The 20,503-nt window shown below is 70.3% G+C and carries 18 protein-coding genes and 1 riboswitch; of the genes, 5 read left to right on the top strand and 13 right to left on the bottom strand.

Features of this window, described 5'->3' with window-relative positions:
* Positions 1 to 183 precede the first annotated feature (183 nt).
* On the top strand, positions 184 to 1,980 hold the full coding sequence (locus ACIPK3_RS04405) for an AMP-dependent synthetase/ligase (RefSeq protein ID WP_402566501.1): 1,797 nt from the start codon (positions 184 to 186) through the stop codon (positions 1,978 to 1,980).
* A gap of 19 nt (positions 1,981 to 1,999) precedes the next feature.
* Here the strand turns inward: ACIPK3_RS04405 and ACIPK3_RS04400 are convergent, their stop codons facing one another.
* The gene (locus tag ACIPK3_RS04400; protein WP_402566853.1) at positions 2,000 to 3,586 is read right to left on the bottom strand and encodes a GMC oxidoreductase; all 1,587 of its coding nucleotides are present in this window, start codon (positions 3,584 to 3,586) and stop codon (positions 2,000 to 2,002) included.
* Between the two features lie 167 nt (positions 3,587 to 3,753).
* The gene (locus ACIPK3_RS04395) at positions 3,754 to 4,896 is read right to left on the bottom strand and encodes a glycosyltransferase family 4 protein (protein ID WP_402566500.1); all 1,143 of its coding nucleotides are present in this window, start codon (positions 4,894 to 4,896) and stop codon (positions 3,754 to 3,756) included.
* A gap of 109 nt (positions 4,897 to 5,005) precedes the next feature.
* Between ACIPK3_RS04395 and ACIPK3_RS04390 the strand changes: the two genes are divergently transcribed.
* Positions 5,006 to 6,232 (top strand): glycosyltransferase 87 family protein, encoded by a 1,227-nt coding sequence (locus ACIPK3_RS04390; RefSeq protein ID WP_402566499.1) that lies wholly within the window; start codon positions 5,006 to 5,008, stop codon positions 6,230 to 6,232.
* Here the strand turns inward: ACIPK3_RS04390 and ACIPK3_RS04385 are convergent.
* The 5 genes from ACIPK3_RS04385 to ACIPK3_RS04365 form a co-directional block, all read right to left on the bottom strand.
* The gene (locus tag ACIPK3_RS04385) at positions 6,189 to 7,379 is read right to left on the bottom strand and encodes a hypothetical protein (RefSeq protein WP_402566498.1); all 1,191 of its coding nucleotides are present in this window, start codon (positions 7,377 to 7,379) and stop codon (positions 6,189 to 6,191) included. The two genes, ACIPK3_RS04390 and ACIPK3_RS04385, sit on opposite strands and share 44 nt — an antisense overlap.
* 46 nt (positions 7,380 to 7,425) lie before the next feature.
* Positions 7,426 to 8,445, bottom strand: a complete 1,020-nt coding sequence (locus tag ACIPK3_RS04380) for an NlpC/P60 family protein (RefSeq protein WP_402566497.1) — start codon at positions 8,443 to 8,445, stop codon at positions 7,426 to 7,428.
* Positions 8,446 to 8,653: 208 nt separating this feature from the next.
* Positions 8,654 to 9,685 carry an NlpC/P60 family protein gene (locus ACIPK3_RS04375; protein WP_402566496.1) on the bottom strand — a complete coding sequence of 344 codons (1,032 nt, stop codon included), beginning with the start codon at positions 9,683 to 9,685 and terminating at the stop codon, positions 8,654 to 8,656.
* A 210-nt stretch (positions 9,686 to 9,895) separates the two neighbouring features.
* Complete coding sequence (locus ACIPK3_RS04370) at positions 9,896 to 11,239, bottom strand: NYN domain-containing protein (RefSeq protein WP_402566495.1); 1,344 nt, start codon at positions 11,237 to 11,239, stop codon at positions 9,896 to 9,898.
* 37 nt (positions 11,240 to 11,276) lie between these two features.
* Positions 11,277 to 11,516 carry a hypothetical protein gene (locus tag ACIPK3_RS04365; RefSeq protein WP_402566494.1) on the bottom strand — a complete coding sequence of 80 codons (240 nt, stop codon included), beginning with the start codon at positions 11,514 to 11,516 and terminating at the stop codon, positions 11,277 to 11,279.
* Positions 11,517 to 11,661: 145 nt separating this feature from the next.
* Here ACIPK3_RS04365 and ACIPK3_RS04360 point away from each other — a divergent pair, with 145 nt between their 5' ends.
* Together ACIPK3_RS04360 and ACIPK3_RS04355 are read left to right on the top strand one after the other, a co-directional pair.
* Entirely contained in the window at positions 11,662 to 12,405 is a 744-nt protein-coding gene (locus tag ACIPK3_RS04360) for a rhomboid family intramembrane serine protease (RefSeq protein ID WP_402566493.1), read from the top strand.
* The gene (locus ACIPK3_RS04355) at positions 12,402 to 12,683 is read left to right on the top strand and encodes an Lrp/AsnC family transcriptional regulator (protein ID WP_402566492.1); all 282 of its coding nucleotides are present in this window, start codon (positions 12,402 to 12,404) and stop codon (positions 12,681 to 12,683) included. Before ACIPK3_RS04360 ends, ACIPK3_RS04355 begins: the two co-directional genes overlap by 4 nt.
* An 18-nt stretch (positions 12,684 to 12,701) precedes the next feature.
* Here the strand turns inward: ACIPK3_RS04355 and ACIPK3_RS04350 are convergent, their stop codons facing one another.
* The 6 genes from ACIPK3_RS04350 to ACIPK3_RS04325 form a co-directional block, all read right to left on the bottom strand.
* On the bottom strand, positions 12,702 to 14,069 hold the full coding sequence (locus ACIPK3_RS04350) for an aminotransferase class V-fold PLP-dependent enzyme (RefSeq protein ID WP_402566491.1): 1,368 nt from the start codon (positions 14,067 to 14,069) through the stop codon (positions 12,702 to 12,704).
* Between the two features lie 188 nt (positions 14,070 to 14,257).
* A riboswitch (SAM riboswitch) is annotated at positions 14,258 to 14,374 on the bottom strand.
* A 73-nt stretch (positions 14,375 to 14,447) separates the two neighbouring features.
* A complete protein-coding gene (gene trpD / locus ACIPK3_RS04345; RefSeq protein ID WP_402566490.1) occupies positions 14,448 to 15,512 on the bottom strand; it encodes an anthranilate phosphoribosyltransferase in 1,065 nt (354 codons plus the stop codon).
* Between the two features lie 149 nt (positions 15,513 to 15,661).
* Positions 15,662 to 17,299 (bottom strand): cytochrome bc complex cytochrome b subunit, encoded by a 1,638-nt coding sequence (locus tag ACIPK3_RS04340; protein ID WP_402566489.1) that lies wholly within the window; start codon positions 17,297 to 17,299, stop codon positions 15,662 to 15,664.
* Positions 17,296 to 18,354: a Rieske 2Fe-2S domain-containing protein gene (locus ACIPK3_RS04335; RefSeq protein ID WP_402566488.1), complete on the bottom strand. Its 1,059-nt coding sequence runs from the start codon at positions 18,352 to 18,354 to the stop codon at positions 17,296 to 17,298. Before ACIPK3_RS04335 ends, ACIPK3_RS04340 begins: the two co-directional genes overlap by 4 nt.
* The gene (locus tag ACIPK3_RS04330) at positions 18,351 to 19,163 is read right to left on the bottom strand and encodes a c-type cytochrome (RefSeq protein WP_402566487.1); all 813 of its coding nucleotides are present in this window, start codon (positions 19,161 to 19,163) and stop codon (positions 18,351 to 18,353) included. Before ACIPK3_RS04330 ends, ACIPK3_RS04335 begins: the two co-directional genes overlap by 4 nt.
* A 79-nt stretch (positions 19,164 to 19,242) precedes the next feature.
* Positions 19,243 to 19,863 carry a heme-copper oxidase subunit III gene (locus ACIPK3_RS04325; protein WP_402566486.1) on the bottom strand — a complete coding sequence of 207 codons (621 nt, stop codon included), beginning with the start codon at positions 19,861 to 19,863 and terminating at the stop codon, positions 19,243 to 19,245.
* Between the two features lie 220 nt (positions 19,864 to 20,083).
* On the opposite strand from ACIPK3_RS04325, the gene ACIPK3_RS04320 reads away from it, so the two are divergent.
* Positions 20,084 to 20,485, top strand: coding sequence for a hypothetical protein (locus ACIPK3_RS04320; protein WP_402566485.1), 402 nt, complete (start codon positions 20,084 to 20,086; stop codon positions 20,483 to 20,485).
* Positions 20,486 to 20,503: the final 18 nt, after the last annotated feature.

The following is a 20,503-nucleotide window of genomic DNA, read 5'->3' as shown; positions in this document are numbered from 1 at the left end:
GGGGACCCCCTGTCGTAGAAGCCATACCGGCGGGTAACGTCCGGGCAGTCCAGTCGTGCTCTGGATTTCAACCACCGGCCCTCAAGGCTCGTGGGGGACAACCGGAGTACCTGCCCGAGCCTTGGACCGGACCGTCGCATCACACAACGTCGTGGCGCCGGCGCCCTATGAGGAGCAGCAGTCTTGCGCGAGTTCAGCCTTCCGGCTTTGTACGAGGTCCCCGCGGACGGCAATCTGAGCGACATCGTCCGCAGAAACGCCGCGCAGCACCCTGACGTCGCCGTCATGGCCCGCAAGGTCGACGGTGTCTGGCAGGACGTGACGGCCACGGTCTTCCTGGCCGAGGTGCTCGCCGCGGCCAAGGGGCTCATGGCCGCCGGCGTCCAGCCCGGCGACCGGGTCGGCCTGATGTCCCGCACCCGCTACGAGTGGACCCTCCTGGACTTCGCGATCTGGAGCGCCGGCGCGGTCACCGTGCCGGTGTACGAGACCAGCTCCCCGGAGCAGGTGGAGTGGATCCTCTCCGACTCGGGCGCGACGGCCTGTGTCGTGGAGCTGGACGCGCACGTCGCCGCCGTCGAGTCGGTGCGCGACCGGCTGCCCGCCCTCAAGCACATCTGGCAGATCGAGGCCGGGGGCCTGGAGGAGCTGGGCCGGCTCGGCCAGGACGTCACGGACGCGGCCGTCGAGGAGCGCAGCTCGGTCGCCAAGGCGGACGACCCGGCAACCATCGTCTACACCTCCGGCACCACCGGTCGGCCCAAGGGCTGTGTGCTCACCCACCGTGCCTTCTTCGCGGAGTGCGGGAACATCGTGGAGCGGCTGCGGCCCCTGTTCCGCACCGGTGAGTGCTCGGTGCTGCTCTTCCTGCCGCTCGCGCACGTCTTCGGCCGGCTGGTGCAGGTCGCGCCGATGATCGCGCCGATCAAGCTGGGCAACGTCCCGGACATCAAGAACCTCACCGACGAGCTGGCCGCGTACCGGCCGACGCTGATCCTCGGCGTCCCGCGCGTCTTCGAGAAGGTCTACAACTCGGCGCGCGCCAAGGCGCAGGCCGACGGCAAGGGCGCCATCTTCGACAAGGCGGCGGACACCGCGATCGCGTACAGCAAGGCGCTGGACGCTCCGTCGGGCCCGTCCCTCGGGCTGAAGATCAAGCACAAGGTGTTCGACAGGCTGGTCTACAGCAAGCTGCGGGCGGTGCTCGGCGGCCGGGGCGAGTACGCGATCTCGGGGGGAGCCCCGCTGGGCGAGCGGCTCGGACACTTCTTCCGGGGCATCGGCTTCACGGTCCTCGAGGGCTACGGCCTGACCGAGTCCTGCGCGGCGACCGCTTTCAACCCCTGGGACCGGCAGAAGATCGGCACGGTCGGCCAGCCGCTGCCCGGTTCGGTGGTGCGCATCGCCGACGACGGCGAGGTGCTGCTGCACGGCGAGCACCTGTTCAAGGGGTACTGGAACAACGAGGCCGCGACCGCCGAGGCGCTGGCCGACGGCTGGTTCCACACCGGTGACATCGGCACCCTGGACGAGGACGGCTACCTCAGGATCACCGGCCGCAAGAAGGAGATCATCGTCACCGCGGGCGGCAAGAACGTCGCCCCGGCCGTGATCGAGGACCGGATCCGGGCGCACGCGCTGGTCGCGGAGTGCATGGTGGTGGGCGACGGGCGGCCGTTCGTGGGCGCGCTCGTCACCATCGACGAGGAGTTCCTGGGCCGCTGGGCGGCGGACCACGGCAAGCCGGTGGGTGCCACCGCGGCGTCGCTGCGCGAGGACCCGGATCTCATCACTGCGATCCAGTCCGCGATTGACGACGGCAACGCCGCGGTGTCGAAAGCGGAATCGGTGCGGAAGTTCCGCATTCTGCCCTCCCAGTTCTCGGAGGAGTCGGGCCACCTGACGCCGTCCCTGAAGCTCAAGCGGAATGTGGTGGCGAAGGACTACGCGGCCGAGATCGAGGCCATCTACCAGAAGTAGTACGCCTCCTGACGGAGTGTCATGGCGCGGTGTCCTCGGCGAGGACCCGCGCCATGTTGCGTTCGGCGAGCGCGGTGATGGTGACGAACGGGTTCACCCCGATCGAGCCCGGCACCAGCGAGCCGTCGGTGACGTAGAGCTTCGGGTAGCCCTTGACCCGGCCGTAGTCGTCGGTGGCCCTGCCCAGCACGCAGCCGCCCAGCGGGTGGTACGTGAAGTCGTCGGCGAAGACCTTGCTGTTCGAGCCGAACAGGTCGTACCGGTAGATGGTCAGGTTGGCCGCGTTGATCCGGTCGAACAGTTTCTTGGCCATGGCGACGGAGACCGCGCTCATCGCCGGGGTCCAGCCCAGCTTCACGCCGCCGCTCGCCGCGTCGTAGGTGAACGTCGCCCGCTGGGGGTTCTTGGTGATCGCCAGGTAGAGGCTGATCCAGTGCTCGAACCCCATGGGCAGCGGGGCGATCTCGGCGAAGACCGGGTTGTCGGCGTTGGCCCAGTCGTCGATGCCGAGCACGGGCATGGTGGCCTGGTTGGCGCCGACCGTGTCCCAGATGTGGTTGGCACGCCCGACCATGGTGTTGCCGTTGGTGCCCCAGCCCGCGCCCACGCTGGAGTTCAGGCCGGGCAGGGTGCCGGTGTCCCGGGCGCGGACCAGGAGTTCGGTGGTCCCCAGGCTGCCGCCGCCGAGGAACAGATAGGTGCAGGTGTACACCTTGGTCTCCACGACCGCGCCGGTGTTGTCGATGCGGTCGACGGTCAGGGCGTACGACCCGTCGTTCGCCCGGCCGATGGTGCGCACCTTCTCCATGGTGTGGATGGTGACGTTGCCGGTGCCGAGGGCGGCGGCGAGGTACGTCCGGTCGAGGCTGCGTTTGCCGTAGTTGTTGCCGTAGATGACCTCTCCGCCGAGCGCAGACTTCGTGGCCGTGCCGGCCGCCTCGCGCTGCATGTAGCCGAAGTCGTAGACGTTGGGCACGAAGGTGGTCTTCAGACCGGCGTTGGCTGCGGCCTTGCGGGAGGTGCGGGCGAACTTGTACCACTCGGTGGACTCGAACCAGGCCGGGTCGATGGTGTTGACGCCGAGCATGGAACGGGCGCGCGGGAAGTACGTGTTGTACATCTCGGTGGCGTCCACGGTGGGGAACTGCTCGGTGAAGTACGACTGGAGCGGGGTGACCGCCATGCCGCCGTTGACCAGGGAGCCGCCGCCGACGCCCCGTCCGACGTAGACGGACATGCTGTCGAAGTGCACCCGGTCGAGGACGCCGGGGTAGGCGCTGATGTTCTTGTTGACGAGGTCCAGCCACAGGAAGGTGGCGAGCGGGGCCTCGGTGCGCGTGCGGAACCACATGGAGCGCTGGTCCGGGGCGTTGGTGGAGCAGAAGATCTTGCCGTCGCCGCCCGCGGTGTTCCAGAGCCGGCCCATCTCGATCACCAGGGTGCGGATGCCGGCCTGGCCCAGACGCAGGGCGGCGACGGCCGCGCCGTAGCCGGAGCCGACGACGATCGCGGGGGCGCTCTCGACTGCGGCCGGTTCGGCGGCTTGCGCGGACTGCAGGCCTATGCGGGTGAGACCGGCGGTGGCGGCGGTCTGGAGGGCGACCATGCCCAGAATTTGACGTCTCGTCAGCTGACGTTGCATCAGTTTTGCTGTCATGCGCGCAGCATGGGCGGATTTTCCGGTTCCGCCTAGAGGAACGGCAGCCTTTGGGCCGTCCCTTTGAAGCATCCTTTTATCTCAGCTGAAGCTCTTTTTACTTGAGGGGCAGACTTTCACAGCAGCTCTTCAAGCCGCCCGGCGAGCAGGTCCCAGCGCCACTTCTCCTCGACCCAGCGGCGCCCCCGCTCGCCCATCCGGTGGCGCAGTTCGGGGTCGCCGAGCAGGGCGACGATCCGGTCGGCCGCGTCCTCGGGGGAGCCGCCGCGCACGACCCAGCCGGTCTCGCCGTCGAGCACCGCGTCGGGCGCCCCGCCCGAATCACCGGCGACGACCGGCAGACCGGTGGCCGAGGCCTCCAGATAGACGATGCCGAGCCCCTCGACGTCGAGTCCGCCGCGCCGGGTCCGGCACGGCATGGCGAAGACGTCCCCGGCGCCGTAGTGCGCGGGCAGCTCCGACCAGGGCACGGCGCCGGTGAAACGCACCGAGTCGGTCACCCCGGTCTCCCGGGCCAGCCTGCGCAGCTCCTTCTCGTACGGCCCGCCGCCGACGACCAGCAGTACGGCGTCCGGCTCCTCGGCGAGGATGCGCGGCATGGCCAGGATCAGCGTGTCCTGTCCTTTGCGCGGTACCAGCCGGGAGACGCACACCACCACCGGCCGCTCGGTCAGCCCGAGCCTCGCCCGCACCTCGTCGCCGCCGGATCCCGGGTGGAAGGTCTTCTCGTCGACGCCCGGCGGCAGCTGGACCATCCGCCGGGCCGCTTCCGGGGTGAGCGCGGTGGCGATCCGCGAGCGGGTGTACTCGCCGAGATAGGTGATCGTGTCGGTCGACTCGCCGATCCGGCGCAGCAGCTGGCGCGCGGCGGGCAGCTGGGCCCACGCCGCCTCGTGCCCGTGGGTGGTGGCCACCAGCCGCCGGGCGCCGGCCCGGCGCAGCGCGGGCGCCATCAGACCGAGCGGCGCCGCCGCCCCGAACCACACCGAGGTGCACCCGTGCTCCCGCAGCAGCCCCACGGCCCGCCGGGTCGCGGCGGGGGTGGGCAGCAGCATGGTCGTGCGGTCGCGGACGACGGTGTAGGGCTGCTCGGCGTCGAAGGCGGCGGTGGCCTCGACACCCTCGCGGCTCCGCTTCCAGGTGGAGGCGTACACGACGAGCCGCTCGGGGTCCAGCCGGAGGGCCATGTTGTGCAGGAAGGCCTGGATGCCGCCCGGCCGGGGCGGGAAGTCGTTGGTGACGATCAGGGTCTTGTGCATCGCCGCCGACCCTATCCAACCCCCACGCGCGGCCGTGCCTCATGGCACGCGCACAGCGGGCCGGTGGATCATGTGTCCCGACCGGACGGCCGGACGAAAAGGTGCGTAAGTGAGCAGAGCGGTGTGGCTGCTGGGCGTCTGGGGTGTCACCCGGCTGGTCCTGCTGCTCTACGTCCTGCGGGTGTGGGCCTTCCCCGGCGCGGACGTGACGACCGACGTCTCCGTGATCTACCAGGGCTGGTACGACGTGCTGCGCCAGGGCACGTTCCCGCTGCACGACGTGACCTGGCAGTACCCGCCCGCCGCCGCGCTCGCGATCCTCTCCCCCGGTCTGCTGCCCTTCCTCGGCTACACCACCGCCTTCTTCGTCCTGGCCTGTCTCGCCGACCTGACCGTGCTGTCGCTGCTGGGGTACGCGGGCGGGCGCCGCGACCGCTCGCGGCTCGGGGCGTGGATGTGGGTGGCGGGGGTACCGCTGCTCGGGCCGACGGTGTACGCCCGCTACGACCTGCTGGTGACCGCGCTGGCGGTCGGCGGGCTGCTCACGGTGGCCCGGCACCCCCGGGCGGCGGGTGTGCTGGCGGGCCTCGGGGCGATGGTCAAGGTGTGGCCGGTGCTGATCCTGACGGGTCTGCGCGGCCGGGACGGGCGCCGGGCGTGGGCCGCCGCCGCGACCGCCGCCGGGGCGCTGGCCCTGCTGTTCGCGCTCACCATGCCCGGCGCCTTCGCGTTCCTCGCCTTCCAGCGCGACCGGGGTACCGAGGTGGAGTCGCTGGGCGCCCTGGTCTTCCACGCCGCACGGCACTTCGGCTGGCGGGGCGAGGTACTGCTGAACTACGGCTCGGTGGAGTTCCTCGGTCCGTACGTCGGCGTGGTGAGCACCGCCGCCCTGGGCCTCACCGGCGCCGCGTTCGGCTGGCTGCTGCTGTGGCGACTGCGGGTGGCCCGGCGCGGGACCGGCTCCCCGCCCTCGGCGGTCGCGGACGCGGCGTTCACGGCGGTGCTGCTGTTCACCGTGACCAGCAGGGTGATCAGTCCCCAGTACCTGGTGTGGCTGATCGGCCTGGCCGGGGTCTGTCTGTGCTTCCCCGGCACCCGGATGCGCCCGCCCGCGCTGCTGCTCCTGCCCGCGGCCCTGCTCACGGTCCTGGAGTTCCCGGCCGGTTTCGAACACGTCGTGGCGAGCGACGCGTACGGCACGGCCCTGCTCTTCCTGCGCAACGGCCTGTTGCTCCTCGCCGCGCTGCTCGCCGCCCGCGGCCTGTGGCGCTCCACGTCGGACCGGCTCCCGGTCAGCCGAGCTGAGCGTCCACGTAGTTCCGCCAGTCGGTGGTGAAGGCCCCGGGAGTCGTGTCCAGGACCTGTTTCAGGGCCCGGGCGACCGCGCCCGGGCGGCTGTTGTGGGCGCCGACGGCGCGGTAGAACGCGTCGAGCCGGGACTCGCCCCAGCGGTCGGCGATCATCCGGCAGGCGAGCCAACCACCCTCGTAGGCCCGGGCCAGCCGGGCGGGATCGTTGCTGAAGCCGAAGTCCTGGTCGGTGGGCAGCTGGGCGGGGACGCCGCCGCCCCGCACGGCCCGGGCCAGCTCCGGCGCGGCGTCGGACGGGGCGCGGTCCGTGTCGCGGTAGGCGACCCAGTCGGCGTAGCCCTCGGAGAGCCACAGCGGAGTGGCCGCGGTGGTGTCGGCGCGGGTGGCCACATGGGTCGTCTCGTGGGTGATCACCACCTGTTTGCCGACCGCGCCGAGCATGGCGTACGCCTCCGGGTTGACGACGACCCGGTCCGCGGGCGCCCGCCCGGAGCCTCCCGCCTCACCGGTGGTGACGGCGGCGATCCCGCGGTACGAGGACGGGGGCGAGCCGAGGAGCCCCGCCATGCCCTCCAGCGACCGCGGCACCAGGACGACGACCCGCCGCGTCCAGCGGGTGCCCCACGCCTGGGACACGGCCGGTACCGCGCGGTCGGCGAGCCGGGCGTAGGTGCGCAGCGTGCCCTCCGGCTGACCGGTCCCGAGGACCAGGCTGTGGGCGCCCTCGACGGCCTTCACCGCACCCTGGTCCCACAGCTGCTGGTCGGACTTCACCGCGGGCCGGTCGGAGTCGACGTACCAGCGGCCGTCGGCCGTGAGCCGGAGGGTGAGCCTTCGGGCGGTGGTCACCGGGGCCTTGTCGTAGCCGCCGACGCGGTAGCTCAGCTCGGCGTCCGCGGTGGCGGTGGCCCCGCTGCGGCGCGCGCCGGTCACCCGGTACGTCCAGGACGCGAGCGGCACCCCGCGCAGGTTCTCGTACGGGGTGCGGGTGCCCGTGCGGCCGTAAGCCGTCTCGTCGTGTCCGAGCAGGGCCGCGGCCCGCCGGTCGAGCACGTGCTGCACCTCGGTCCGCGCGGAGTCGACAGCGGACTGTCCGTGGCATCCGGTCAGGGAGGCGGACAGCAGGCAGAACCCCACCGCTCCCGAACCCCACGCCCGCCTGCGACCAGCCACCCGCCGATGGTACGGCCAGGCACGCGGCGGTCGGTCCCGGGTGCGGTCAGACCCGGGTGATGGAGGAGATGGGCATCATCCCGACCGGGTCGTAGCGCACCGCCGCGCCCGGGTGGGGTGCGTGGATCACCTGGCCGTTGCCCACGTACATCGCCACATGGCTGGCGTCGGAACGGTAGACGACCAGGTCACCGGGACGTGCCTGGGAGAGCGGGATCTGCCGCCCGGCGTACCGCTGCTGCTGCGAGGTGCGCGGCAGCTGGATCCCGGCGCGCGCGTACGACCACTGCATCAGGCCCGAGCAGTCGAAGCCGTGGGGCCCGTTGGCGCCCCAGACGTAGGGGCGGCCCAGGGCGGAACGGGCGGCGGCGATGGCCGCGGCCGCGCGGCCGCTGGGGGTGGCGACACCCGCGAGGTCCGGCAGGTCGGAGCGGCCGTCGCGCGAGGCCCGGTCGTAGGCGGCGCGCTCGGCCGCGGGCAGCGAGTTGAGCAGTAGCCGGGCTCTGGCCAGCTTCCGTTCCACGGACCGCTTGTGCGCGGCGACGGACCTGCGGGTCCGTTCCAGGGCGGCGAGCTTCCCGGACGTCTCGGCGCGCTCCTGGGCGAGCAGACGCATCACCGACCTGAGTTCCCTGAGCCGGCCGGCCTGCTGGGTGCCGATCCGGTCGAGCGTGGCCGCCTTGTCGAGGTAGTCGACCGGGTCGGAGGAGAAGAGCAGGGCGACGGTGGGATCGAGGCCGCCGGAGCGGTACTGGGCGCCCGCGAGCGAGCCGAGCTCGTCCCGCATGGCGTTGATCCGCCCCTGCTGCCGGGCGATGTGGTCCTGGGCCAGGCTCACCTGTCCGCGCAGCGCATCGGCGCGCTCGGCGGCCTGGTCGAAGGCCTCGGTGGCGCGTTCGGCCTCCTCGTAGAGCCGGTCCACCTCCGCCCGGGTGTCGGCGTGCGGTGCGGCGGTCGCCGGTGCGGCGCCGACGGCCCCCACGGCGACAGCGGCGGCGGACAGTACGCACAGGGCGACGGCACCCCGGTCGAACCCGGACGGCACAAGGCGGCGATGGGACCCCACGGGAAGCCGCGCTCCTTCCGCTGGCGGACGTCTGACTGCTCGGAAACCCGGCAGACAGTAGCCGTGCGGACACGCTTCGCGCCAAAAGGCGTTCGGGGCCGGTCAACGCGGCGACCCGCCGCTGACGCAGGTCAGCGGCGGGTCGCGGAGTCAGTTTCGGTTGTCGCGAATCGCCCGATCGGGCGCAGCAGTCGGGTCGGGACCGACGTCAGATCCGGACGCCGAACTGGAACGGCATGTTGTCCATCGACTCGTAGCGCACGACGGTGCCGGTGCGCGGGGCGTGCAGCACCTGGCCGTTGCCCGCGTAGAGACCGACGTGGTGGTGGTCGCCGTAGAAGATCACCAGGTCGCCGACCTGGAGCTGGCTCCTCGTGAGGTGGGTGCCCGCGTTCGCCTGGTCCTGGGAGATGCGCGGGATGGTGACGCCGGCCTGGCGGTAGGCCCAGGAGGTCAGACCCGAGCAGTCGAAGGTGGCGGTACCGGTGGCGCCGTACTGGTACGGGGTGCCGAGCTTGCTCTGGGCGGCGGCGAAGGCCGCGGAGGCCCGGCCGCTGGCCGAGGTGTCGTTGCCCAGGTCGACGCGCTGGCTCGCGGAGCGGCTGGAGCGGTTCTGCTCGGCGTCGAGGGAGGCCCGTTCCTTGGCGGTCAGGGTGTTGAGCAGCCTCTGCGCCTCGGCGAGCTTGCCCTGGACTTCCTTCTTCTTCTTGCCCAGTTCGGTGCGGGTGGCGGCGAGGTCCTTGAGCTTGTCCGTGGCCTCGGCCCGCTCCTGGGCGAGTTCGCGCTGTTTGCCCTGGATCTTCTGCAGGGCCTCGGCCTGCTGGCCGCTCAACTGGTCGAGCGTGGACGCCTTGTCGAGGTAGTCGTCCGGGTTCGAGGAGAGGAAGAGCTGCACGGACGGGTCGATGCCGCCCGAGCGGTACTGGGCGCTGGCCAGCGAACCGAGACCGTCGCGCAGCTTGTTGACGTCTTCCTGGCCGCGGGCGACGTTGTCCTGGATGGTGGAGATCTCCTTCTGGAGCTTCTCCTGCTTCTCCTTGGCGCCGTTGTACTTCTCGGTGGCCTGCTCCGCCTCTTCGTAGAGCTTGTCGACCTTGGCCTTGACCTCGCCCTTGCTGGGCTTCGCGCTGGGCGCCGCGTTGGCGGCGTTCGCGCCGAGAGCGACGGCGGCGGCTGCCGCGGTGGTCAGCACGGTCACGCGCATGCGACTCGGCTGCTTGGGTCGACGGTGGGACGCCACGGAGACGGGCTCCTTCTTTTGAGTGATCACCCGTGTGGAGGTTCGAAGCCCGACCTTAGTGACCTTGCTGTGATCAGTTCAAATCCTCACAGAAAAAAAATCCGCCCCGCCATGCATTCTTTGCACTCAACTCACATGGGGTGACTTCGGCTTGACAGCCCGTGGAGCACCATCCGCACCAATTCGGGCATGCGGCCTTTACGTTCACCTTCAGGACAGGCGCTTGAGAAGTACCGCGGAAGCGACGGGACGGGCACCCGCCCTGGCGACGCCGTCGGCCACCTCCCGGTCGGTCGAGGCGACGATGACCGGGCGGCCCGGCGGCTCGGCGCGGACGAGCTGCCGGATGAGCTCGTCGGCCGTCACACCGGGCTTGGAGAACAGCACCCGCACTCCGCGCGGCGGGGCGAGCAGCACCGGCGCGGCCAGTTCGGCGCCGTCGAAGACACAGGTCACCTCGGCGCCGGTCTGCGCGGCGAGCTGCGAGAGCTGGCCGAGCAGTCTGAGCCGCTGCTTCTCCAGCGGCATCTGCGGATAGCCGGTCTTGGTGACGTTGTAGCCGTCGACCACCAGGTGCGCCTGCGGAAGGGCGAGCAACTGGTCCAGGATCGCCGGGTCGTGCTCGGACAGCGCCCGCGCGGCGATGTCCTTCGGCGTCATCCGCCCCGGCTCGACCGCGTCCACGGTCTCGGCCGGGCGTACGGACACGGGCGGCAGCGCCAGTTCCCTGCGCAGCCCCTGGGCCGCGTCCAGCACGGTGTCGAGCAGCAGCCGTACCCGCATGTCCTCGACGCTGCGGCCCTCCCGGGCCGCCCTGCGGGTGGCTTCCAGGGCCGCCTCGGTCTCGCCCAGACGGGCCTTGAGGCGCCGGGTCTCGCTCTCGGCGGCGGACACCTGCGCCTGGCCCTCGGCGCGTGCGGCGTCGCTCTCACTCCGCAGCTTGCGCAGTGCCGCCTCGCCGCGCTTCACATCGCTCTGGGCCGCGCGGAGCTTGCGGTGAAGCGATTCCGCTTCCTTCCTCGCCGCCTCCAGCTCGGTGCGCAGCCGCTCGGTCTCGCCGCGGGTCTGCTCCCGCGCCCGGTCCAGTTCCTCGCGCAGCCGGTGCAGTTCGGCCCGGCTCTCCTCGTCGGCCCGCTCGGCGTCGGCGCGCTGGGCCTCCTCGCCGGCCGCGGTGACCAGCTTCACCCAGCCCGCGGGGCGCAGCACATACGCCGCGGCCGCCACGTCCAGCGGATCCGCGGCCGGGGGCGGCGATCCGGAGTCGAGGGCGCCGGCCAGCTCCGGCTGGGCCTCTCTCAGCTTCTCGCCGATGCGCTGCCGGAACAGCAGATCGGTCTCCAGGGCCGCCGCCATGGCGTTCCCGGCGAACTTGGCCCGGCGGTTGGGGGCGAACCGGGCGTACTGCCGCAGCTGAGGCGGCAGTTCGCCGACGGTCAGCCCGCCGAAGCCGTCCGCGACGATCTGCACGACCCGTCGCCGCACACCGTCGGGCAGTGGACGGTCAAGCACCTCAGCGGTGCCGTCGCCCGGCCCCCCGCCTGCGGTCTCCACCATCCGTCACACCCCAATACCTGTACGGGGCCGCTCCTGCTCAGGAGTCGGCGCCCGGCCTGTCCACGAGTTCCACCTGGTCCACCGCGTTGCACCAACGGCACCGGACCGACTCGATGGTCTCACTCACCACCTCACGCTCCTCCACCTTCGGCTCCCCGGCGAGGTCCAGGTGGACGTACTCGACGACCTTCGACGCGCGCGTCACATCGAAGCGCGTGAGGTTGCCGCAGAGGGTGCATCGCCACCGCGTCGTCGTGGTCGGCAGGGGAACCGGCATCGTGACTCTTCGCTTCCTTCTGAATGGCGTGGGTCCGAATGGTGTGGGTCGTAACCCTACGGCCTGCGGGGGACTCGCCGCTGGTCCGTCCACGGCGGCGAGGCGATCTGCCCGAGTCCGCCCTGTTACGTCATGCTCTGTATTCATGATCAGCAACTGGAGCACGTCGGCCGGCCGGACCGTCAGGACGGTCCGGGGCACGTCCGCGCCCATGACATACGGACTCATCACCCTGTGCTGCCTGATCTTCGTGCTCGGGCCGGCGTCCGGGCTGAATCCCGCGTACGGCACCGGGGACGCCCTGGTCGCCGCCCAGCGGGCGTACTTCCGGCACTGGGGTGTGATTCCCGCGGAGCTGTTCGACGGCCCGGCCCGCGAAGCGCTCACCCCGGCCACCGCCCTGTTCGTGCACGGCAGCTGGGTGCATCTGCTCGGCAACATGCTCTTCCTCTACGTCTTCGGGGCGATGACCGAGGAGCGGATGGGCCGCGTGCGCTTCACCCTCTTCTACATCGGCTGCGGCTATCTCGCCCTGATCGGCTACGCGGCCGCCAACGCCGCGTCCCAGCAGTCACTGGTCGGCGCGTCCGGGGCGATCTCGGCGGTGCTCGGCGCGTTCCTGTACCTCTTCCCCGACGCCCGTGTCACCAGTCTCCTCCCCTTCCTCTTCTTCCTCCCGCTGCGCTTCCCGGCCTGGGTCGTGCTGCCCTTCTGGGCGGCCCTCCAGTGGCTGGCCGCCAGCCAGCCCACCGAGGGGCCCGGGGTGGCCTACCTCGCCCACCTGGTCGGCTTCACCCTGGGCTTCCTCTACGCATGGGTGTGGTCCGGGCGGACGACTAAAGTGAGGGCCGCCCCAGCTCCGGCTCCCGAGGGAGAGAACCAGCCGTGATCACCGCGATCGTGCTCATCAAGACCAGCGTGGACCGGATCCCCGAGATCGCGGAGCAGATCGCTTCGCTGGACTCGGTGAGCGAGGTCTTCTCCGTCACCGGCACCTACGACCTGATCGCCATGGTGCGGGTCCGCGAGCACGAGGACCTCGCGGACGTCATCCCGGGCCGCATCAGCAGGATCCCCGGCGTGGAGGCGACGGACACGCACGTCGCCTTCCGCACGTACTCCCAGCACGACCTGGAGGCGGCGTTCGCGATCGGGCTGGAGAACTGACGCGGTGCCCGTGAGCCGTCACACGGCCGGGACGCAGCGGCCGTTCTCCGTGCGGTAGCGCCACTTGGCTCCCTCGCGGACCAGTTCCCGTACGGCGTTCACGAACCGCTCGACGTGCTCGTCGGGGGTGCCCGCGCCGAAGCTGACGCGGATGGCGTGCGGGGCGGCCTCCTGGGCGCCGCAGTCGCCCGGGGAGTCCGCGTCGGCGCCCAGCAGGGTGCGGACCAGGGGGTGGGCGCAGAAGAGGCCGTCGCGGACGCCGATGCCGTACTCGGCGGAGAGCGCGGCCGCGAAGTGGGAGCTGTTCCAGCCCTCGATCACGAAGGAGATGACGCCGACCCGGGGGGCGTCCTCTCCGAACAGGGACAGCACCCTGGCCCCGGGCACCTCGGCGAGCCCGGCCGTGACCGTGCCGATCAGGTGCCGCTCGCGGGCGGCCAGGGTGTCGAGCCCGGCCTCGGTGAGGGCCTTGCAGGCCGAGGCGATGGCGTAGGCGCCGATCACGTTCGGGGAGCCGGCCTCGTGACGGGCGGCCGTCTCGTGCCACTCCACGTCCACTCCCCCGTCCGCGCGCCGGGTGACCGTACGGCTGGCACCACCGCCCGCCAGGTACGGCTCGGCCGCGCGCAGCCAGTCGGCACGGCCGGCCAGCACACCGGAGCCGAACGGCGCGTACAGCTTGTGCCCGGAGAAGGCGACCCAGTCCACGTCCAGGTCGCGGACGCTCACCGGGTGGTGCGGGGCCAGCTGGGCCGCGTCCAGCACGATCCGGGCACCGTGCGCGTGGGCCGCGGCGGCCAGCTCGCGTACCGGCCACAGCTCGCCGGTGACGTTCGAGGCGCCGGTCACACAGACCAGGGCCGGACCGTGGGAGTCGCGGTCGGCGAGGGCCCGCTCCAGGGTCTCGACGGCCTGCCGGGGGCTGCGCGGGGCGTCCAGGCAGGTGACCTCGGCGCCCTGCCAGGGCAGCAGGGCCGCGTGGTGCTCGGTCTCGAAGACGAACACCTGGCAGCCGGCGGGCAGCGCGTGGGCGAGCAGGTTCAGGGAGTCCGTGGTGGACCGGGTGAAGACCACCTGGTCGGTGTCGCGGCAGCCGAGGAACTCCCCGACCGTCCGGCGGGCGTTCTCGAACAGGTCGGTGGAGAGCTGGGAGAGGTACCCGGCGCCGCGGTGCACGCTGCCGTAGTACGGGGCGTACGCGGCCACGTCGTCCCAGACCCGCTGGAGCGCGGGCGCGCTGGCCGCGTAGTCGAGCGCGGCGTAGCCGACCTCACCACCGGTGACGAGCGGCACGGTGACGTCCCGGCCGAGGACGGGCAGCGGGGCACAGACGGCGGGGGTGGCGTCGGTGTGGGCGGTGGAGGCGGTGGCGGTGGCGACAGACATGGCGAACTCCCGTGAGAGGCAAGCGGAATCACCGTGCGAGCGCATACGGCTCCAGCACGGAGAACACCGAGAAAAGGGGAAAGGGGTACGCGGAGGCGGGGCTGTACGCCCTATCGCATTCGCTTGCTCACGGAAGGCTCCCTCGAACGACCAGGACCCCTGGCGTGTCCACTCAGAAGAGTGCGAGGGGTCCGCGCTTGCCGTAGACCTCGCTGCCTACGACCTGGTCCTCACCCGGGGCACCCCGCCACGGACGGAGGGTTGCCGGACAGTCGGCCGGGGCCTCATGACTGTCACTCATGACCTGGACAGGAACGTACGTGATGTGCTCTCGGTCCCGCAACCCGTGTCCGGATCGCGGGACCGACACGAAAGGCGTCACGCGTTGCTGGCGGCCACCCAGCGTTCCAGGGCCCTCTTGGCGGCGCCCGAGTCGATCGACTCCGCCGCCCTGGCCATCCCGGCCCGCAGCTGCTCCGCAAGCGTCCCCGGCCCCGGGTCCAGGGCCACCAGGGCCGCCGCCGAGTTCAGCAGCACCGCGTCCCGCACGGGCCCCGGCTCGCCGTCGAGGAGCCGTCTGGCGACTGCCGCGTTGTACGACGGGTCGCCGCCGCGCAGCGCCTCCACCGGAACGAGTTCGATGCCGACGTCACGCGGGTCGAAGCTCTCCTCGGTGACCTTGCCGTCCCGCACCGTCCAGACGTGGGAGGTGGCCGTCGTGGTCAGCTCGTCCAGACCGTCGTCGCCGCGGAACACCAGGGAGGAGTTGCCGCGGTCGGCGAGCACACCGGCGATCATCGGCGCGAGGCGCGGGTCGGCGACGCCGACCGCCTGGGACCGCACCTTAGCCGGGTTGGTGAGCGGGCCGAGCGCGTTGAAGACCGTACGGATGCCCAACTGGCCGCGGGCCGCGGCGACATGACGCAGCGCCGGGTGGAACTTCACCGCGAAGCAGAAGGTGATGCCCGCCTCCTCGGCGACCTCCACCACCCGCTGCGGGGTGAGGTCGAGATTGACGCCGAGCTTCTCCAGGACGTCCGAGGAGCCGGACGCGGAGGACGCCGCCCGGTTGCCGTGCTTGACCACCTTCGCCCCGGAACCGGCCACCACCAGCGCCGACATCGTGGAGATGTTGACCGTCCTGGCGCCGTCGCCGCCCGTGCCGACGATGTCGACCGTGCGGCCCGACACCTCGATCACCTTGGCATGCTCGTACATCGCCCGGACGACGCCGCTGATCTCCTCGACCGTCTCGCCCTTGGCGCGCAGCGCCACCACGAACCCGGCGATCTGCGCGTCGGTGGCCTCGCCGCGCATGATCCGGTCCATCGCCCAGGCGGTCGCGTCCGCGCTCTGGTCGCGGCCCTCCAGCAGGGCGTTCAGCACCTGAGGCCAGGAACGGGCCGCCGCGGTGTCGCCTCCGGCGGGGGTCACAGCGCTCATAAGCCGCTCCTGGGTCTTTGTCCCGGATGGGGGACATGGGTGTTGAACGGGTACTTGACTGCGTCCACCCTATCCAGCCGCCGCGAACGGCGAAGGGCCCCGTCCGGTGTCCGGACGGGGCCCCTGCCGTGGCGTGGCGTGCGCAGCGATCAGTGGTGGCCGTGGCCGCTCGTGATCTCCTTGTACTCCTCGACGGTCGGCTTCGGGATCTGGGAGTCCTCACCGTAGAAGCCGCTGCTGAGCTTGGCGCGCAGCTTCTCCGCACCCGTCACCTTGCGCTCGACACCGTTCTCGTCGACCGTCGGGCCGATCTCGGCCGGCTTGTACTGCTCGTGCGCCGTGAGCGTGTGCAGCTGCTCCTGGCTGAGCGGCTCGTGGACCTCGATGAACTCACCGTGCGGCAGGCGCTTGATGATGCCGGTCTCGCGACCGTGCAGCACCTTGTCCCGGTCCCGGCGCTGGAGGCCGAGGCAGATCCGCTTGGTGACGATGAACATGAGGACCGGTCCGACGAAGACGAAGATCCGGACGAACCAGGTGACCGCGTTGATCGACAGGTTGAAGTGGGTGGCCCACAGGTCGTTGCCACCGCCGACCAGCAGGGTCAGGTACACCGTCATCCAGGCGACACCGAGAGCGGTGCGCGTCGGGGCGTTGCGCGGGCGGTCCAGGATGTGGTGCTCGCGCTTGTCGCCGGTGACCCAGGACTCGATGAACGGGTAGACCGCGATCGCGACCAGCACCAGCGGGAAGATGACCAGCGGGATGAACACGCCCAGGACGAGCGTGTGACCCCAGAAGTTGATCTCCCAGCCGGGCATGAAGCGGATCAGGCCCTCGGAGAAGCCCATGTACCAGTCGGGCTGGGCGCCGGTGGACACCTGGTCCGGACGGTAGGGGCCCATGGCCCAGATCGGGTTGATCTGCGCGATCGCGGAGATGACCGCGATGGCTCCGAAGACCAGGAAGAAGAAGCCTCCGGCCTTGGCCATGTAGACCGGCAGCAGCGGCATGCCGACGACGTTCTTCTCGGACTTTCCGGGACCCGCGAACTGCGTGTGCTTGTGGTAGAAGACCAGGATCAGGTGGCCCACCATCAGGCCGAGCATGATGCCCGGCAGCAGCAGGATGTGGATCGAGTAGAACCGGGCGACGAAGTCGTGGCCGGGGAACTGACCGCCGAAGAGGAAGAACGACAGGTACGTGCCCACGATCGGCACGGACAGGACCGCGCCCTCCATGAAGCGGACACCGGTGCCGGAGAGCAGGTCGTCCGGGAGCGAGTAACCGGTGAAGCCGGTGAACATGCCGAGGACGAACAGCAGGAAGCCGAACAGCCAGTTGACCTCACGCGGCTTGCGGAACGCGCCGGTGAAGAACACGCGCATCATGTGCACGAACATGCCGGCGAGGAAGATCAGCGCGGCCCAGTGGTGGATCTGCCGGATGAGCAGGCCACCGCGCACGTCGAAGGAGATGTGCAGGGTCGAGCTGAACGCCTCGGACATCAGCTGTCCCTGCAGCGGGACGTAGCTGCCGTGGTACTCCACCTCGTTCATCGACGGGTGGAAGAACAGCGTCAGATACACACCCGTGAGGATGATGATGATGAAGCTGTACATGCACACTTCGCCCAACATGAACGACCAGTGGTCGGGGAAGATCTTGCGCATGTTGGCCTTGGCCAGGGAGTAGATCCCGAGCCGGCCGTCGGCCCAGTCGGCGACTCGCTCGCCGGCCGGTGCCTTCCCGCGCGCGCGGGGCTGGGTGTTCTCGTTCGTGCTCATCCGCGCTCCCAGAATGCAGGACCGACGGGCTCTTCGAAGTCGCCGAGCGCCTCGAGGTAGCCCTCGTCGTTCACACCGATGCGCAGCTGCGGCAGGGCGTGACCGGCGGGGCCGAAGATCACTCGGGCACCGTCGGAGAGGTCGAAGGTGGACTGGTGACAGGGGCACAGCACGTGGTGCGTCTGCTGCTCGTACAGGGAGATCGGGCAACCGACGTGGGTGCAGATCTTCGAGTACGCGACGATGCCCTCGTGCGACCACTCGAGCTCGCGCTTGTCCTTGATGTTGTCCGGCTGGAGCCGGACGATCATCAGGGCGGCCTTGGCGATCTCGGTCTGGAACTCCTCGTCTTTCTCCTCCAGGCCCTCGGGCTTGGCGAAGGTCAGCGAGCCGACGGCGACGTCCTCGGGACGCAGCGGCTCGTCGGTGTTCATGTTGACGAGCAGCTTGCCCTTCGACCACATGGTGTGGCGGAGCGAGGTCCCGGGCAGCGGGCCGAGGTCGCGCAGCAGCATGACGCCGGAGAGCGGCACCAGCGTGAGCGCGCCGAACATCGTGTTGCGGACCAGCTTGCGACGGCCGATCGCCGACTCCTTGGCACCCTGCTTGAAGTCCGCGTGGACCTTCGCGCGGACCTCGGGGGACGCCTCGATGGCGTGCCGCTCGTCGGCGACCTCCACGTCGGACATCAGGGTGCGGGCCCAGTGGACCGCGCCCGCGCCGATGCAGAACAGCGCCACGCCGAGGGTCAGGCCCAGCGCGAAGTTCAGCGCGCTGAGGTGACCGATCGGGAAGACGAAGATCGACTTGTCGTGCGGGATCGTCACGTAGGAGGCGATGAAGGCGACGGTGGCCAGCATCGACACCGTGAACAGGAAGGCGACGACGCGCTCGGACCGCTTGGCGGCCCGCTCGTCGATGTCCTGGATCCGGTGCTCGTGGGGCGGCAGGCCGGGGTCCGCGAAGGGGTTCTTCTCGTCCGCGACGCTCACCGCGCCGTGCGCGGTCTCCTGCTCAGCGGGCAGGTTCTCTTCTGGAATGTCTTGGCTACTCATGACTTCTTGGCCTTTGCGGTCCGAGCGGCGACCCAGACGGCGACCGCGATCAGCGCACCGAGACCGAAGATCCACGCGAACAGGCCCTCGGTGACCGGCCCGAGGCCGCCCAGTTCGAGACCGCCCGGGTTGTTCGTCTCACTGCTGTCGACCGCGTTCAGGTACGCGATGATGTCCTTCTTGTTCTTCTCCGACAGGGTCGTGTCGGGGAAGGACGGCATGTTCTGCGGGCCGGTGAGCATGGCCTCGTAGATGTGCTTCGGGTCGACACCCTCAAGGGTCGGCGCGTACTTGCCGTCGGTCAGGGCGCCACCCTTGCCGGTGAAGTTGTGGCACTGAGCGCAGTTGGTGCGGAACAGCTCGCCGCCCTTGGCGATGTCGGCACCTTCCGGGCCGTACTGCTCGCTCGTCGGCTGCGCGGGGCCGGCACCCAGCGAGGCGATGTACGCCGCGAGCTGGTTGATCTGGTCCTGCGTGTAGATGGGCTTCTTGCGCGGGACCTGGGCGCCCTGGGAGGTTGCGGCGGGCATACGGCCGGTGCCGACCTGGAAGTCGACCGCCGCGGCGCCGACGCCGACCAGGCTCGGACCGTCGGAGGAGCCCTGGCCACCGGTGCCGTGGCAGCTGGCGCAACCGACCGAGTAGAGCTTCTTGCCCTCATCGATGGTCAGGGACTGGGAGGTCTCATCGGCCTGCGCCTTGCTCGCGGGCGCGAACACGGCGTACAGCCCCCCCGTGGCCGCCAGCGCGAGGAGTAGGACGACGACCGCCGCCAGCGGATGGCGTCGTCGTGCGGAGAGCTTTTTCACGGATTACCCCGGTGTCAGGATCTTCTGCGTCGATGCTTCTGGATGTGCGTTGCGATAACGCGCGTGGGATCGGGCCCGGCTACTTGATCATGTAGATCGTCGCGAAAAGGCCGATCCAGACGACATCGACGAAGTGCCAGTAGTAGGACACGACGATGGCGGCTGTCGCCTGCTCGTGAGTGAACCTCTTGGCCGCGTAGGTCCGGCCGAGGACCAGCAGGAAGGCGATGAGACCGCCCGTCACGTGCAGGCCGTGGAAGCCGGTGGTCAGGTAGAAGACCGAGCCGTACGGGTCGGAGGAGAGCGAGAGCCCGTCCTTCTTCACCAGTTCGGTGTACTCGAAGATCTGACCGCCGATGAAGATCGCACCCATGATGAAGGTGACGATGAACCAGGCCCTGAGCTTCTTCACATCACCGCGCTCGGCGGCGAAGACGCCCATCTGGCAGGTGAAGGAGGAGAGCACCAGGATCGTGGTGTTCGTCGCCGAGAACGGGAAGTTCAAGGCCTCGGCCATGTGCTTCCAGTGTTCCGGCCCGGTCACCGATCGAAGGGTGAAGTACATCGCGAAGAGGGCCGCGAAGAACATCAGCTCGGAACTCAGCCAGATGATGGTTCCGACGCTGGTGAGGTTCGGCCGGTTGACCGACGGGTGCGCGTGCCCGGTTTCTACTGTCGTTGCTGTCGCCACGACCGACATTATGTCGGTCGCTTATCCCGCCCTCACTCCGGGGGGTGCCGTTCGGGGTGTCCGCACCGTGTGTACTGCCCGTATGGCGCATCGGCGGGCTCTTCGAAGGGCTCTTCGAAGTCGTGTGCGGACCAGTGTTGACAGGGTGTCGGAAGGGGTAGCATCCGCCGCATCGGTCCTGTCCGTACGACCGGTTCTGTCCGCACGACGACGAAGTCCCGGAGGAACAATGCAGCCGACCGCCACGGTGCTGGTCTACAGCGACGACTCCAACACCCGCGAGCAGGTGCGGCTGGCCACCGGGCGCAGGCCCGCCGCCGACGTCCCGCTGGTCGAGTTCCTCGAGTGCGCGACACCCGCCGCGGTCGTCGCCGAGCTGGACAAGGGCGGGATCGACGTCTGTGTGCTGGACGGCGAGGCCGTGCCGATGGGCGGCATGGGGCTGTGCCGCCAGATCAAGGACGAGGTCTTCCACTGCCCGCCGGTGCTGCTGCTGATCGCACGGCCCCAGGACGCCTGGCTGGCCACCTGGAGCCGCGCTGACGCCGCTGTGACGCTTCCGGTGGACCCGGTGGAGTTCGCGGGCGCCCTGGCCTCCCTGCTGCGCCGGCAGAGGCTGCAGAGCGCCTGAGGGACTCTCCTGGGCCGC

The organism is Streptomyces sp. NPDC086787 (genome assembly GCF_044745865.1).
GTDB lineage: Bacteria > Actinomycetota > Actinomycetes > Streptomycetales > Streptomycetaceae > Streptomyces.
The sequence above is the reverse complement of the archived record's forward strand: the minus strand, read 5'-3'. Positions and strand labels throughout refer to the sequence as shown.

Excerpts from the sequence above, each read along its gene's own strand:
- ACIPK3_RS04325 (WP_402566486.1), bottom strand. The coding sequence starts at position 19,863 with ATGTCGGTCGTGGCGACAGCAACGACAGTAGAAACCGGGCACGCGCAC.
- ACIPK3_RS04365 (WP_402566494.1), bottom strand. The coding sequence starts at position 11,516 with ATGCCGGTTCCCCTGCCGACCACGACGACGCGGTGGCGATGCACCCTC.
- ACIPK3_RS04335 (WP_402566488.1), bottom strand. The coding sequence starts at position 18,354 with ATGAGTAGCCAAGACATTCCAGAAGAGAACCTGCCCGCTGAGCAGGAG.
- ACIPK3_RS04340 (WP_402566489.1), bottom strand. The coding sequence starts at position 17,299 with ATGAGCACGAACGAGAACACCCAGCCCCGCGCGCGCGGGAAGGCACCG.
- ACIPK3_RS04400 (WP_402566853.1), bottom strand. The coding sequence starts at position 3,586 with ATGGTCGCCCTCCAGACCGCCGCCACCGCCGGTCTCACCCGCATAGGC.
- ACIPK3_RS04370 (WP_402566495.1), bottom strand. The coding sequence starts at position 11,239 with ATGGTGGAGACCGCAGGCGGGGGGCCGGGCGACGGCACCGCTGAGGTG.
- ACIPK3_RS04350 (WP_402566491.1), bottom strand. The coding sequence starts at position 14,069 with ATGTCTGTCGCCACCGCCACCGCCTCCACCGCCCACACCGACGCCACC.
- ACIPK3_RS04360 (WP_402566493.1), top strand. The coding sequence starts at position 11,662 with ATGATCAGCAACTGGAGCACGTCGGCCGGCCGGACCGTCAGGACGGTC.
- ACIPK3_RS04320 (WP_402566485.1), top strand. The coding sequence starts at position 20,084 with ATGCAGCCGACCGCCACGGTGCTGGTCTACAGCGACGACTCCAACACC.
- ACIPK3_RS04395 (WP_402566500.1), bottom strand. The coding sequence starts at position 4,896 with ATGCACAAGACCCTGATCGTCACCAACGACTTCCCGCCCCGGCCGGGC.
- trpD (WP_402566490.1), bottom strand. The coding sequence starts at position 15,512 with ATGAGCGCTGTGACCCCCGCCGGAGGCGACACCGCGGCGGCCCGTTCC.